Annotated in this window: 13 protein-coding genes; 2 read left to right on the top strand and 11 right to left on the bottom strand. The window is 64.5% G+C overall.

What is annotated here, in order from left to right; genetic code table 11:
- Positions 1-9: 9 nt before the first annotated feature.
- Positions 10-702 carry a TorF family putative porin gene (locus AC3WUF_RS00400; protein WP_492421280.1) on the bottom strand — a complete coding sequence of 231 codons (693 nt, stop codon included), beginning with the start codon at positions 700-702 and terminating at the stop codon, positions 10-12.
- Between the two features lie 310 nt (positions 703-1,012).
- Positions 1,013-1,498, bottom strand: coding sequence for a c-type cytochrome (locus tag AC3WUF_RS00405; protein ID WP_492421282.1), 486 nt, complete (start codon positions 1,496-1,498; stop codon positions 1,013-1,015).
- Positions 1,499-1,710: 212 nt separating this feature from the next.
- On the opposite strand from AC3WUF_RS00405, the gene AC3WUF_RS00410 reads away from it, so the two are divergent.
- Positions 1,711-3,426, top strand: coding sequence for a potassium/proton antiporter (locus AC3WUF_RS00410; protein ID WP_492421284.1), 1,716 nt, complete (start codon positions 1,711-1,713; stop codon positions 3,424-3,426).
- Between the two features lie 2 nt (positions 3,427-3,428).
- Here the strand turns inward: AC3WUF_RS00410 and AC3WUF_RS00415 are convergent, their stop codons facing one another.
- Positions 3,429-3,758, bottom strand: coding sequence for a DUF2834 domain-containing protein (locus tag AC3WUF_RS00415; RefSeq protein WP_492421286.1), 330 nt, complete (start codon positions 3,756-3,758; stop codon positions 3,429-3,431).
- Positions 3,759-3,915: 157 nt separating this feature from the next.
- On the opposite strand from AC3WUF_RS00415, the gene AC3WUF_RS00420 reads away from it, so the two are divergent.
- Positions 3,916-4,812, top strand: coding sequence for an SH3 domain-containing protein (locus tag AC3WUF_RS00420; protein ID WP_492421288.1), 897 nt, complete (start codon positions 3,916-3,918; stop codon positions 4,810-4,812).
- Between the two features lie 8 nt (positions 4,813-4,820).
- Here AC3WUF_RS00420 and AC3WUF_RS00425 read toward each other — a convergent pair whose 3' ends face one another.
- The 8 genes from AC3WUF_RS00425 to AC3WUF_RS00460 all read right to left on the bottom strand — a co-directional run bounded on the left by AC3WUF_RS00425 (position 4,821) and on the right by AC3WUF_RS00460 (position 14,632).
- Positions 4,821-5,351: a GNAT family N-acetyltransferase gene (locus AC3WUF_RS00425; protein WP_492421290.1), complete on the bottom strand. Its 531-nt coding sequence runs from the start codon at positions 5,349-5,351 to the stop codon at positions 4,821-4,823.
- A 126-nt stretch (positions 5,352-5,477) separates the two neighbouring features.
- On the bottom strand, positions 5,478-5,840 hold the full coding sequence (locus tag AC3WUF_RS00430) for a DUF805 domain-containing protein (RefSeq protein WP_492421292.1): 363 nt from the start codon (positions 5,838-5,840) through the stop codon (positions 5,478-5,480).
- Positions 5,841-6,013: 173 nt separating this feature from the next.
- Positions 6,014-7,996 carry an SDR family oxidoreductase gene (locus AC3WUF_RS00435; RefSeq protein ID WP_492421294.1) on the bottom strand — a complete coding sequence of 661 codons (1,983 nt, stop codon included), beginning with the start codon at positions 7,994-7,996 and terminating at the stop codon, positions 6,014-6,016.
- 169 nt (positions 7,997-8,165) lie between these two features.
- The gene (locus AC3WUF_RS00440) at positions 8,166-9,008 is read right to left on the bottom strand and encodes an Aq_1264-related membrane protein (protein WP_492421296.1); all 843 of its coding nucleotides are present in this window, start codon (positions 9,006-9,008) and stop codon (positions 8,166-8,168) included.
- Positions 9,001-9,759, bottom strand: coding sequence for a hypothetical protein (locus tag AC3WUF_RS00445; protein ID WP_492421298.1), 759 nt, complete (start codon positions 9,757-9,759; stop codon positions 9,001-9,003). The genes AC3WUF_RS00440 and AC3WUF_RS00445 overlap by 8 nt, the downstream gene beginning before the upstream one ends.
- A gap of 54 nt (positions 9,760-9,813) precedes the next feature.
- Positions 9,814-11,553, bottom strand: a complete 1,740-nt coding sequence (locus tag AC3WUF_RS00450; RefSeq protein ID WP_492421300.1) for a hypothetical protein — start codon at positions 11,551-11,553, stop codon at positions 9,814-9,816.
- Complete coding sequence (locus AC3WUF_RS00455; protein WP_492421302.1) at positions 11,554-12,189, bottom strand: hypothetical protein; 636 nt, start codon at positions 12,187-12,189, stop codon at positions 11,554-11,556.
- A 19-nt stretch (positions 12,190-12,208) separates the two neighbouring features.
- Positions 12,209-14,632 (bottom strand): hypothetical protein, encoded by a 2,424-nt coding sequence (locus AC3WUF_RS00460; protein WP_492421304.1) that lies wholly within the window; start codon positions 14,630-14,632, stop codon positions 12,209-12,211.
- Between the last annotated feature and the right edge of the window lie 62 nt (positions 14,633-14,694).

Here is a 14,694-nt window from a genome sequence, read left to right on the forward strand (position 1 = left end):
ACCGTTCGCTTACAGCTCGAACGAGTACTTGCCGGACAGCACGAACTTGACGTCGTCATCGTCGATGTCGGTGGCAACCGCCGCCAGACCCATCGAGAAGCCATTGCCAGCCGCGGCCGACACGCCGAGGCTGTAATCGACGATGTCGTCGATGCCGTCTTCCGAGAACGTCTGCTGACCAACGTGCAGGTCCAGCGTGGCCTTCTCAGCGATCGGGAACGACAGATTGAGGTAGGGATACAGGACGGTGTCGTCGGTGACGGCGAAGTAGTCGGACACGCTGTAGTTGAGGCCGAGCTTGGCCGGACCGAAAGTCACCGCGCCGTAGATTTCGAGCGTGTTGTTGGACGGATCCGGATCGGCACCACCTTCCGACTCTTCCGAGTAGTAGTAGTAGATACCACCGACGTCGTAGCCGAAATCACCGACCTTGCCGCTAAAGCCGCCATAAACGTCGAGTTCCGCCGACGTGCCGGTGGCGCTGGCAAAGCCGATCGTCGAAGCCCAGGTGCCGACGTACAGGCCGGACTCTGCAGCGTAATCAAGACCACCCGAAACAGCAGCGCCGCTGGTCTGCTCAATGCCGCGGAACAGATACTGGCTCGTAACGCCAACGTTGGCGGTTGCGCCAGCCATCGCGCTGCCGGAGAACACACCTGCGCCGAGAACGACGGCGCTCAAAACCGAACGCTTGAAAGTCATTGTGTAAGCCCCTCTTGGTTTGAATACTCCGCAGACGCCAAGCGCTCTTGCGGCCCGGCAGGACTAACGCAAGCGGTATGCCAACTGACCTCCTCAGCCAGGCCGGGGCGGAATCGCCGGGAAACAACGTACCGGCTCTCCCGATTCGGCAAAACGCGTCAGCTCAAGCGGCTGTTCCAGCGGGATTTTCCGGGTTTCCGGCAATGTTACTGAGGATTTGCACCAATTCGGGGCGATGTCGCCGTTGCTGTGCGCCAAAACGAAAAGGCCGGCATCAAGCCGGCCTTTTCTGGTGCAGCACCGTTGCGGATCAGAGGCCCGCTTCTTTCAGCAGGTAGGCCACCGCGTCATGAATTTCCTGATCGCTGAGGCTGGGGTCGCCACCCTTGGGCGGCATCTGACCCTTGCCGTGCAGCGCGTGACCGACCAGGCCATCGAGACCGCCGGCCGCGTTCAGACGGGCCGACCAGACCGCCTTGTCGCCCGCCTTCGGGGCGCCGAGCACGCCGGAACCGTGGCAGCCCGCGCACAGATTGTTGTTGACCTGCTCGCCCGTGTAGGCGGCGCGCGGCGCGGCAGCGGCGCTGACCTTGAGCAGGGCCGCCGGATCGGTGATGACCTGGGAGACCGGCTTGATGCGCTCAGCGACCAGTGCAACAGCCGCCGGATCTGGCTTTTCGTCGCCAGCGGCGTACCAGCGAGCTACCGCAATGCAGAAGAAGAAGATGCCAAATAGCCCGCCCATGACGAGGCTGAAATTGGTGAAAAAGACCTTGTCATGGTCCTGATGGTCCACGGAAAACTCCTGATTGGGTGCCCGATTGGGTGCCTTGTAGCGGGCGCAAAGTATAGCGGCACGGTCACTGGCACGCCTAGGGCCTGCCGGCAGGCCCTAGGTCCGGATGCCATCGACGACCCTTGGCACAGTTCGAGCGAATACGACTTCCAGTAGTCGCGCGGACCTTTCAACCCATCGGGATTTCACGACGAGTCGATACACTGGCACCCATGGTCCTGACCGAACAACTGATCTTCATCGCCGGCCTGCTGTTCCTGGTCAGCATCCTGGCCACGGTGATCACGCCGCGCCTGGGTATTCCGCTGCTGTTGGTGTTCCTGATTGTCGGCATGCTCGCCGGCGAGGACGGCCCGGGCGGCATCCCGTTCCACAACTACCAGCTGGCCAACCTGGCGGCGACCGCGGCGCTGGCCGTCGTGCTGTTCGACGGCGGCATGCGCACCCATCTGGCGAGTTTTCGCATCGGCCTGCGGCCGGCGCTGAGTCTGGCCACGCTGGGAGTGGTCGTCACGACCGGCATTGTCGGTGCCTTCAGCGCCTGGCTGTTGCAGCTGAGCATCGCCGAGGGACTGCTGATCGGTGCGATCGTCGGTTCAACGGATGCGGCCGCGGTGTTTTCGCTGCTGCATACGCAGGCGGTGTCGCTCAACAAGCGCGTCTCGTCGACGCTGGAAATCGAGTCAGGCACCAACGATCCGATGGCCGTGTTCCTGACTGTCGCGCTGGTGCTGTATCTGCAGACGCCGGACAGTTTCGGGGCGTCGCAGGCGGCGTGGATGTTCACCAAGCAGCTCGCGGTCGGCTCGGCCTTCGGTCTGGCCGGCGGCTGGCTGCTGAGCCGCGCGATCGACCGGCTGCAACTTGGCGATTCGCTGTATCCGCTGCTGGCGCTGTTCGGCGGCCTGCTGATCTTCGGCATCACCGCCCTGATCGGCGGCAGCGGCTTCCTCGCCGTGTATCTGGCTGGCCTGATGCTCGGCAACCAGCCGATCCGCGCTGCTGCGAGCATCCGGCGCTTCCACGACGGCATCGCCTGGATGAGCCAGATCGGCATGTTCGTCATCCTCGGTCTGCTCGTCGCACCGCATCAGCTGGTGCCGCTGATCGGCAGCGGTCTGCTGATCTCGACGGTGCTGATCCTCCTCGCGCGTCCGCTGGCGGTGTGGCTTTCGCTGATGCCGTTCAAGTTTCCGCAGCGTGAAAAGGTCTACATCTCCTGGGTCGGCCTGCGCGGCTCGGTGCCGATCGTGCTCGCCACCTATCCCTGGCTGGCTGGCCTTGAGAACGCCGCGCTGTTCTTCAACATCAGCTTCTTCATCGTGCTCGTCTCGCTCGTGCTGCAGGGTTCGACGGTGGCGCTCGCCGCAAAATGGCTGGGCCTGCAGGTGCCGGCGCGCTCGGCGCGCATCCATCGTGTCGACATCGATCTGCCGGGGCAGCGCGGCTTTGAAGTCGTCAGCTATCGCGTCGCGCGCAACAGCCGCCTGATCGACACGCGCCCCAAGGACCTCGTCCTGCCGGAGCTGTCGCGCGTCATCTGCGTTTCACGCAATGGCCGCGTGCTGGGCTATCGCGAGTGGGGCGGCCTGCGCGCCGGCGACTACATTTCGCTGCTCACCGCGCAGGCGCAGCTGCCGTCGCTCGATGCGCTGTTCGAATCGGCGCAGGAGCCGGTCGATCCGGCGGCGCGCCAGTTCTTCGGCGAGTTCGTGTTCGGTCCCGAAGTCCTGCTGACCGACCTCTGCGCTTCCTATGGCGTTGCCCAGCCGCCGGGCAGCGAAGGTCTGACGCTTGCCGAGATCGTGCGCCGCCACCTGCCGCATCCGGTCATCGGCGACAGCCTGCGGCTCGGCGATCTGAAGCTGGTCGTGCGCAAGATCGACGGCGACCGGCCGCTGGAAATCGGCCTGCGCCTGCCGCACTAGCCTCAAGCCTTCTCGCGCAGCTGCTGCGTTCGCAGCAACAGATAGAACGCGAAGCCGGTTGCCACGCCCGGTGCCACGCCCAGCAGCAGCGCGATCCAGCCGTGGCGCAGGCCATGCGCCTTGCGCTCATGGATCACCCACACGGCGAGCACGCACCAGCACATGATCGCGTCGAGTGCATAGCCCGACGAATAGGGATTGACGAAGCCCGCGGCAAAGGCACCCATCACGTCGCGCGATTCGAGCAGCGGCGGCACGACCATCACGCCGAACGCGATGGCGAAGCCCGCGCCCAGTGCGACGAGCAGGATCTTGAAGCTTGCGAGATTCATGGCTGCACCCCTGGCATCGTTGCGGTCTCCAATCCTACGGCGCAGCGTCGGCAATGTCGTGCCGGGACCACGGTTTGCCGGGGCACACCCTGCCTTCTAAGATGGCTGCGGAGTCAGGCGCGGCAAAACCAACGAGAAGCACCCGCCGGAGAAGTCCATGGAGAGGAACGGTTACGGGCCATTGAAGGCCGTCCAGCAAGCGATCGGCCTGGCCTGTCTGCTCGGGACCTCGGCATGCGCGACGATCATCGACGGCAAGACGCAGGCGATGACCATCCAAAGTGTGCCGCCCGAGGCACAGGTCGTGATCACGAACCGCTCCGGCACGGCGATACACAGCGGCGTCACGCCGGCCACCGTACCGCTCAAGCGCGGGGCCGGTTATTTCTCTTCGGAGAAGTATTCGATTGCCCTCAGCAAGAACGGATTTCAGCCGGTCACCGTGCCGCTGGAAGGCGTGGTCAGCGGTTGGTACGCCGGCAATGTCCTGCTCGGCGGCCTGATCGGTCTGCTGACGGTAGACCCGCTGACGGGTGGCATGTACCAGCTGCGACCGGAAGAAGCCGAGAACTCCGCGGTACAGCCGCCGTATCGATTCGACAAGAAGGCCGGCGTGCTGACCGTGACGCTGACCGATCAGACACCACTCGCGAACCTGCCCGTGCAAGCTGCGCCGAGTCCGGTCGGTGCTCCGGCAATTCCGCCAGCTCCGCCAGAGCCTGCTCCGATCGTGCAGGTACTGCCCGCACAGGCACCGGCCCAACCACCGGTTCAGCCTCGGCCTCAAGTCGTCGCACCGATGCCGGCACCGGTTCGCGTCCAGCCGCAGACGCCAGTTCAACCGCTGGCGCCCGCACCGGCGTCGTTGCCGGGCGGCAGCACGCTGATCAGCGCGACCGAGTTCCGCAGCAATCCGAAGCTATCGACGCCGGCAACCATGCTGCCGGCCGGCACGCGCTACGAACGCCGTGGGCAAGTCGACAACGGCGAAGGCAGCTGGTGGTTCATCGCGATCGACAAGGACACGGGCTGGATTCCGGCGCAGATGCGTTGACGCGGTCGTCAGCTCGATTGCTGATCCGGCAATAGCTTGTAGAAGTAAACCGTCGCATGCAGTACGCCGTTCGGATGCGCGGCGTACTGCGGAATCGAACCGCCAACGCTCCAGCCGAGATGCGTGTAGATCGATTCCGCCGCTGAGCCCTGCAAGGTGTCGAGAACGAGCAGATGGCGATTGCGCGCGCGGGCTTCCGCCTCGACGGCTGCCATCAATCGGCTGGCAATGCCTTGCCCGCGATGACTGCGCAGCACGAGCAGCTTCTGCACTTCGGCGCGATGCCGGCCGTTCGGCTTGCCGCATAGCGCGAGCTGCACCGAGCCGACGACACGGCCCTCGTCTTCGGCAATCCACAGGCACAGGCCGGAGTCGAGATCGCGAAGCACCTGCGCCCAGTAGGTTGCTGCTTCTGCGGTCGACAGGCCGTCCAGAAACCCGACCGAAGCACCGCCGGCGACGGCATCCTGCAGCAGCTCGCAAAGCTGTGATGTGTGCAGCTTGTCGGTCGGGCTTACGGTTCTGATTGCGACGGCCATGCGCTGCATCCCACTCCGAAGTTCATCCGCTCAAACCATACAGCTTCGAGGCTGCATGGAAGCGCACGCAAAAAAGCGGCCATCCGCCGGGCACTCCCGCGGATGGCCGCTGATCACGCCAACAACTCAGACGCCTTTGGGATTCGAACCGAAGCGATTTTCGCCCGGCGTGCTGTCGAGCACCATGAAGACGAGCAGGACGATGAAGCCGATCAAGGGCACGAAGGCAATCAGCAGCCACCAACCGCTGCGGTTGGTGTCGTGCAGGCGACGGATCGAGACACCGATGCCCGGCAGCAGTACAGCCAGACCATAAAGCAGGCTCAGCAGGCCCATGCCTTCGGCAACCGACATTCCCAGCATGCCGTCAACAAACGACAGCACGACGCTGATGATGATGTTGAACAGAACGAACATCCAGTATTCCTGCCGGCGCGCACGGCCGTTGAACACTGCGTACTTCTTCAATACGTCCAGATACCAGTTCATGTTGTTCCCCTGTGAGACGCGAATTCCGAACCACCCCTACCGCGGTAAGTATTGCCGCATCCATGCGGCAACGGATTCATGATGCGCTGAGTGCAGGGAATAGGCGAGAGCCCCCGGCGCCGCACTGTGCGCCAGGTCTCTCGTCGGCCAGCCCCGTTTTGGGGCGTGGCGGCTTAGAAGTACTCGCCCTTGAACAGGTTGGCGAACACAACCTGCTCCAAGGTCGGCTTGGCGCCGTCCTTGCGGCCCTTGGCCGCCGTCGAGGACGGGAACAGGTTGAAGCCCTTGTTGAGGAAGTAATCGTTGAGCTTGGGCCAGACCGCGTAGCTGATCGCGGCAGCGGTACCCAGTGGCGTGGCCACCGACTTCGGCCGATCAACGATCGCCTTGACGACGGTGTCCGCCGCCTTCTCCGGACTCCAGGTCGGCACGTAGTCGTACAGCTTGGTCGGCGCGATCATCGGCGTGCGCACCAGCGGCATGTAGATCGCGGTGACCTCGATGTTCAGATGCTTGACCTCGGCCGACAGGCAGCGCGAGAACGCATCGAGCGCCGCCTTGCTGGCAACGTAGGCCGAGAAACGCGCGGCGTTGGCAAGCACGCCGATCGAGCTGATGTTGACGATATGGCCTGACTTACGCGCCGACATGCTCGGCAGGAAATTCAGGATCATGCGCACCGAGCCGAAGTAGTTCAGCTGCATCGTGCGCTCGAAATCGTGGAAGCGGTCGAGCGACTCGAGCACCGCGCGTCGAATCGAACGCCCGGCGTTGTTGACGAGGATGTCGACGTGGCCGAAGTCCGCGAGAATCTTCTGCGCGCAGGCGTCGATCGCCGCCATGTCGTTGAGGTCGCAGGGGTACACATACGCCTCGCCGCCCATCTTCTCGATGATCTGCGCCGTCTCGTCGAGCTTCTCCTTGGTGCGCGCCACGAGAATCACCTTGGCACCGGCGGCGGCGAGCTTCTTCGACACGGTGAAGCCGATGCCCGAAGACGCGCCGGTGACGACGGCGACCTTGCCGGCCATCTTGGCAATCGCCTTGGCGCTGATCTTGACGTGCAGGTCGAGGTGCAGCTCCCAGTACTGCCACAGCTGCTCGCAGTAGTCGCGGATGTCCGGGCACTGGATGTCGGTGCCCTTGAGCACCTTGCGCGTGTGCTTGTCGTCGAACACGGCCTGGTTGCTGACGTAGCCGAGCACCGAGACGGGAACGCCGATGGCCTTCGACACGCTGCGCTCGACGGTCCGCGGCAGGCGCTCGCTGACCTGGGCACGCAGCTGCTTGAGCGCGGCCGGCATCGTCGGCAGGTCGAACTTCTTGGCGAAGTTCGGGCCGTGCGCCGCTTCGAAGATGGTCTGCAGCAACTCGCCGACGGTCGGCGAGTGCGACTGGATCAGGCAGAAGCATTCGCCGTCGTGGCCGTCCGCATGCGCGATGTAGTCCATCGCCTTGACCACGTAGTCCACCGGCGCCAGCGGCACGCGGCCGCCCTGCACGCCGAGCAGCGGCAGCCACTTCGGCACCGCGTGGCTGATCTTCTGGATGGTCTTGAAGAAGTAGTAAGGCCCGTCGATCTTGTCCATCTCGCCGGTCTGCGAATGGCCGACCACGGCACCCGGACGGTAGATGCGGAACGGCACGCGCGATTCCTCGCGGACGATCTGCTCGGACTGATACTTGGTGCGGAAGTACGGGTGGCCGAGACGCTGGCCCTCGTCGAACATGTTCTCGGTGAAGCGGCCGACGAAGTTGCCGCCGGCGACGGCGACGCTGGAGACGTGGTGCAGGCGCACGTCGCCGCCGAGGTCGTTGCAGAAGGCGACGACGTTGCGCGTGCCTTCGTTGTTGATGCGATCGCCGGTCGCATCGTCCATGTTCATGTCATAGACCGCGGCCAGATGGAACACATGATCGATCTTGCCGGCGAGCTTCTTGAAGTCGGCGGGCGATACCAGGCCCGGCGTCGTGATGTCGCCATGGACCATGTGCAGCTTCTTGCCGGCCGCACCGTAGCGTTCCTGCAGCGCCTCGAACTTGTCGGTCGACGACTCGCGAATCAGAACGTGGACCTTGGCGCCGTCGCGCGCGAGCAGCTGTTCGAGCAGGAACTTGCCGATGAATCCTGTCGCTCCGGTCACAAAGTAGTTCATCGACATCCCCTGCCAAGAATCAAGATAAGGATCAAAGTTTGGAAGGTCATATTACCGGACGCTGCCGCGCCGTCATGTGGCTATTGCGCCAAGCCATTCCGCTGCAGAGCCAGCCGCACCGGCCTGCATTGGATTGATGACGCCTGCGTCACCCAAATCTCCCGAATCTCTAGTAATCGCCTTCGTGATGCTGGGCCGCTTCGCTGCGTTCGCGCTGCTCGGACAAGCGTTCTTCGGCGTCCTTGTCCGTCACCCAGATGACCTCGGGGAACAGCAGCACGCGCAGCAGGCCAACCAGCATGTACAGATAGCTCAGCGAGAACAGCACGCCGCAGAACATCGACACCAGTTCGAACTCCGGCGCCAGGAACTTGATGCCCCACCAGGACATCACGTCCGTCAGCGAGGCCGACAGGCCGATCGGAAACACCCATTGGTACGGCCATAGATGGTTGAACTGCAGCGAGAATGGAATGCCGATGATGAAGAAACTGGTCGTGAAACCGAACAGGTGTGCATGCGTGAAGGCGATCAGCTTGCCCAGCGACATCTGCGCGAAGTAAGCCTCGGCGCTGCCGTGCAAACGCAGCTGGTACCAGATTTCCGAAGCACCGAACGCGAAGGCGATACCGAACAGCACCGAAGCCATCGCGATGCCGCGCTTCACGCCCGTCGGCAGGCGATGCAGGTTGATGTCGGCGGTATGCGCCTGGAACGGCACCATCCACCAGAAGAACAGCAGCAGCGTAAAGAAGATGCCGATCAGCGCGAGGGGGCCGCCGATCGTGATCCAGCGCGACGCCGGCGGCGGCACCTCGACGACCTCCTCGCTGACGACAGGCTCATCGCTGAAGAAATCGAACTCCTCCGCGGCAGCGGGCGCTGCGGTCTGTTCGGCCTGCGACTGCGCCTGCTCCTGATCGGCAGCGGTCTGTGCGAGCACGCGGGTGCCGGCAATGCCGCCGATCAGCAGCAGCGCGAGCAGCAGCTCGATCAGGCGGGCCTTAAGCATTCTTGAGCCGGACATAGATCAGCGTCCCCGCGTTCTTCACCGCGCGCGTGATGGCGGCATCCAGACCATCGCCGCTCGCTTGCGGCAACTGGTCCAGCGTCTTGCCCTTGAAGCTGGCATAGACCGGCTGCTTCGCAGCCTCCGGTACATGGTTGGTATTGAGGGCGCTGACCGCCGTGACCGTCAGCTTGCGGTCGGTCACCAGCAGCAGGAAAAAAGTCTTCTTGTTGTACTGCACCGGAAAGATCAGCGCGGTGCCAGCCGGCCGCTGGTTTTCCAGCGGAATGTAGATCGTGTTCTCGTCGGCCTTGGCGAGTGTGGCGCCCATGGTCTTGGCGCGTGCGATGTCGGCGTCGGTCAGCACCGCGTCCTTCGGCAGGTAGGCCGTGATCCCCGGGAACGCCGCCTGGACTTCGCGCGGAATCAGGCTCGCGGTGTCGAGCCAGTTGCCCTTGCTCTGCGGCGTCGACTGCGCGCTGCCCGGATTCGCCTTCGCGCGCGTTTCCGCGCCGTTGGTTGCGGCGTCGCCGTCCGCATCGGCGCCATCGATCGCGGTGAAAGCCGCGAGGTTCATGCCGGCATCCTTGAACTGCGTGCCGTAGGCATTCAGCGGCGTGCCGCCGCCATCCTTGTGGCAGGCGTTGCAGGACGGCGTGTAGCCGAACTGCTGCTTGTAGAGACGGGCGAACGCAGGTTCTGCCTGGGCGCCGCCGGCGCATAGCAGCTGTGCGGCGAGCGCCACGGCGAACATCGAGACTGATCGGCGAGGCCGGTGGATCATGACAGCGCTCTGGTTGTCCACACTTCAGAAGTCGAACAGCGCGGGAACCTGCGCGCGCATCTGTTCGAGCAAATCGGGATTGGCATTCAACTCGGCTTGCAGCCGCGCATGCTCCGCGGAATCGGCCGGCGGCATCAGCTTGGTCTGCTTGTCCGTGCCCTGATAGCGCGTCCAGTCGAGCGCGTCGCGAATCTCGGCCTTGTTGCGGATGTTCTCGGCAACGGCAGCTTCGTCGGCGCCCGCCATGAAGTTGAGGCGCGCCACAGGATTGCCGCGATGGCAGCTGAAGCAATGCCGCGCATACGGCTGCAGCGGCGAATCCTCCGCGAGCGTCACGGCGGGCGCGGTGATGGCGACCGGCTCGGACATCTCACCGACATCGAGGCAGCAATAGCCGTAGCTGGCGCCCGGCGACAGCGCGCCGAGCAGGATCTGCATCGTGCGCACCCGCGAGAATGCGGCGGCGGCAAAGAAGGGTTCGGGCAACGCATCGACGGCCGCTTCGACCTGCGGCCATTGATAGGCCGCCGCCGCTTCCAGCAGACGCAGGTCGTCGGCGCTGAACAGGGCCGCGATGCCGTACACCGCTTCGATGCTGTTGGCATCGAGCACGCGCTTCGGCGCGCGCAGCGTGAGGGGATCGAGTTCGGCGGGCAGTTTCGGCAACTGCTCGAACGCGGCGAGATCCTCGTTGGTCTTCGCGCCTTCGCCGGGAGCCGGCTCCGGGACGAAAACCGAGCGCAGCCAGCCGCGCATGCCACGCTTCTCGGCCAACGGATCGCGGTTGCGCAGATCCGACTCCGGCACGGCGATGCCGTTGGGCGGCCAATGCGCTTGCTGCTGCTCGCGCAGCGCGGCCACTTCCGGCGCGCTGTCGTCAAAGGCGCCAGGGTCGTGCGCGTATCGCAGGCTCAGCTTGAGCTGCAGACGCCGGCACTGCGTACTCTCGCCGCAGCCGTCGAGCCACAGTCGTTGCGTGGTCGTGATGAAGCCGCCGACATCCGTCAATTCGTCGAAACGCTCCGGCGCACTGAGCGCCTGCCGCACCGGCACCGCGAGATAGGGCACATCGCCACGCGCGGCGGCGATGCGTTCGGCAATGTCCGGCTGCGCATTGGTTTCCGCCCATGGCCGTTGCGGAAAGATCGGCGTGCCGCCCTGATGGCAGGTCGTGCAGACCGCGCGCCGCGCGTAGACGATGCGACGCTGCCCGTCCACCGCGTAGTCCTGCACCAGTTGGAACTCGTAACGCCCGGCGGCTTCGTTGTAGCTGATCACCTCGATTTCGCGCGCGTTCTCGACGAAGCCCAGGAACAGCTGGCCGCGCGTGTTGAGACCCAGATTCGCCGGCGTCGCCGGCGCCTGATAGTCGGCCGCGACGAGCACACGCGGGTGCGCGAAGTCGGCCTGCGCCTTGAGCAGCGAGCGCCCCGACGGAATCATCAGCGAGACCGGCGCGCTGCCCTGCGGGCCGCTGCGCTGGATCATCGAGACCAGTGCCTCGAAGGGATACGGCAGGCCATTGTTCTGCGCGACCAGATGATCGAACAGGGATCGTGTGCCGGTTGGCGGCAGGTCGGCGCTCGGGATGACGCGGGTCGACAACGATGCGTTCTCGGCACCCGGAATCACCGGCTGCTGCGCGCGGGCGCGAATCGACAATCCGGCCTGCGGCGGCGTCGGCTTCAGCCAGACGATCACGCCGGCGGTAGCCGCGCTCAGCACCAGCGCCGCGACACCGAGGGAGCGCAGGGGCCCAGCCATTCAGGCTCCGCGCTCGACGCGCGCACCGCCCCAGGCGACGGCAAGGAACACCAGCACGGCCGACAACGCCATCGCGGTTTCGCTCGGCGGCACCGGGCCGAAGCTGTGTGCGAACTGCATCAGGGTCAACACGGCGGCGAGTGCCCAGGCGCGCCGCGCGTACTGCGGGCAACGACGCACATACAGCGCAACGCTAGCCCAGACCAGCGCCAGCTCCAGCAGCAGTTCGGGCCACAGCCAAGCCCACAATCCAAAACCAAGCTTGTGCTGATCGCCATAGAGCGGCAGATCGGGAGCGTGGACCAAAAGGTCGAGCAGCCAGTGCGAAGCGACCGTCAATCCGACCGCGACTGCTGCACTCGCGCCCTGCTGACGCTGCCAGGCGCGATAGGCGAATCCCGCACCCAGCGCCCAGATCAGCGCCGCGACGAGGCTGTGCGTATACGGCATGAAATAGAGATCGAGCGGCGAGCCCGCAAGAAACCCGGGAACGATCCGCAGCTTCTCGACGCCGCCGATCACCAGCAGACCCCAGGCGACGTCGACCAGCTGCGCGGCGAGCAGCAACGTCCATAACGGCACCTGCGGCCGCCAGGCCTTGAGGGCGAATCCTGCGCTGTAGTGTCCGACGAACATTTCGGATTGGAGAATCTTGTTAGAGAATCTTGAGGAATTCGCGCAGCGCGAGCTTGTCGTCGGCCGACAACGAGACGCCGAACTGGTGTCCCTTGTTCTCGACCTGATCGTCGCATTTCATGAACAGCGGACGATGCGGATCGGAGCTGGTGAAGCTCGCGATCGGCGTGCCCTTGGCAACCGGCAGCTTGATCGGGCCCTGCTGGTCTTCGCGCGGCGCGAGCTTGATGTCGCGGTCGGTGACGCTGATCTTCTGCTCGCGATGCGGCGTGTCCTTGGGATTGTCCGAGGTCAGCAGCTCGGCGAACGCCATCTCGAACTGCTTCACGCGACCGGCGACGGTGTAGTCGACCGTCTCGCCATCCTTGAGGAAGGTCAGCTCACCGATCGCATTGTTGTGCAGGAACGGCGCGGTGGCCCAGGCCGACAGCAGCGAGAAGTTGCGCAGATAGCCCGGGCCGCCTTCGATCTTGCGTTCGCCCGGCACCTGCTTGCCGCCGACCAGCGGGATCATGCGGTTGAGCACGTTCGGCACGCTGCCCGGCGACGGGCGCGAACGATACGTCTCCGACGCGAACTCTTCCCAGATGTGCCCGGCATTGTGGTTGTCGTGCAGCGCGCGGCACATGTTGGTGCCGATGATGTTGAACGGCACCGGCTCGTCGTTGGCGAGCCAGTCCTGGCCGAAGATGCCGCCGCCGTGCAGGCCGGTCTGCGTGAACTGGCGCGGACGCAGCGCACCGTCGTCGGACTTGACCAGGTACTTGGCCTGGAATGCGGGACTGTTGCGCTCGTCTTCGCTGAACTCCAGCTGCCAGAACTGCTCGGAACCGAAGACGTGGCCTTCGTAGAAACGTGCGAGCGCTTCCTTGTCGGCGCGCACGTTTTCCGGTGCGGTGTTGGAACTGTGGCAGGCCGCGCATTCGCGCGCGAAGACCTTGCGACCCTGCGGAATCTTGCTGGTGTCGACAAACTTTTCGCCCGGCGAGCCGTCGATGTCCACGGCCTTGAGCAGGTAGGTGGGACCGCCGGTCATCAGGAACGCCGCCAGCTGCGGCATCTTCGCGTCCGCGTAGTTCCAGGCCTCGCAGTCGCGCGCGCACTGCTCGATGCGGAACGGCTTCTGGTGCGTCTTGTCGCCGAAGAACGTGCCGGGCACCGGGAAGTTCGGCGTCCAGCATTCCTCGGTGCACATGCCGATGTTGACGTAGACGCGGATCAGCGCGAGATGCTCGCCAACCGAATCTTCGCCGCCCTTGAGTACGTGGCGCGTGCGCGCCTTCTTGATCTCGCCGGTGACCGGATGCCGCATGTCTTCTTCGAACAGACGCTTGTTGAAGAAATCCATGATGTTGTTCTGCGTGCCGGGGTTGTGCTGGAAGTCCGTCGCGACCAGCGAGGTATCGATCGTACCGACCCGATGACCGCGGCCCAGCACCTGGCGCGACAGGCTGTCTTCCGGCGTGCCCATCACGTACTGCATCGGCTGCATCGTGTACTGGTTGCCGATCGTCGCGTGGATGTTCTCCCACGCCGGCTCGTTGGGATTCTTGGGCGGATTGGTTGGATCGAAGGCGACGTGGCACTGCACGCAGGGGCCGCCGAGCACGTAGCGCAGGTTCTTCTTGAGTTCGTCGTCGCGGAACGGCGACGTGGCCGGATCGAAGACGACCTTGCCACTCTCGTCCTTCGTGACGTCCGCGTAGTACTTGCGATAGCCGAGGATGCCGGAACTGTGCGGATCCGGGCATTTGTCGTACCAGTTCGTCGACGCGTCGCCTTGTTCGCAGTCCGGATCGTTGATCATTCCCCACTTGCTGAAGCGGTAGGGCCGCGTGCGCGTGTCCAGCCAGGGATACCAGACGTTGCCCGCGCCGACCGTGCGGACGGTGTGCAGATACTCCTCGTCCTGGTTGCCGAAGCTGCCCTTGAACCAGACATCGCGACCCTGGCGCACGGTCTCTCGCGCGCGCTTGGCCGCGGCCGGATCAGACTGTGCCAAATCCTTGAATAAAGAATTGACGTAGCGGCAGGATTCCGCGTCGTAGCCGGTCGGTTGCGGCTGATCGCAAGGCGGCGGCGGCGCCTGGGGGATGGGCACGATGTCCCAGTCGATCGGGTCCTGATAGGCGTGGTTGTAGGGGCCATGGCCTTCATGCCAGACCTTGCGCGCGGCCAGCGTCGCGTAGAAGTTCTCGTCGTACCAGTCGCGCTTGGCCTGCACCTGCGGCGAGCCGTCCCAGACGCCGGTCGTCAGTCCGAGGCGCACCAGATCGTCGACGGAGACCGAGCGATTCTCCGAACGGTAGGGCGCATCCGGTACCGGGTACTCGCCCCACTTCGGGAAAAAGGCTTCCGGCTTGCTGGCGTCGTAGCTGTCGGCGGCCGCAGCAAAGGGAATCGACATCCCCAGGCTGAGCAGCAAGATGGCTGGCTTGCGCATTGCATCCCCTCGCTATTGATTTGTTATGTGCTCCCCGCAGCGAGTCTAGCCCTTCAGAACGA

It is taken from the genome of Fontimonas sp. FW305-C-3 (genome assembly GCF_058783185.1).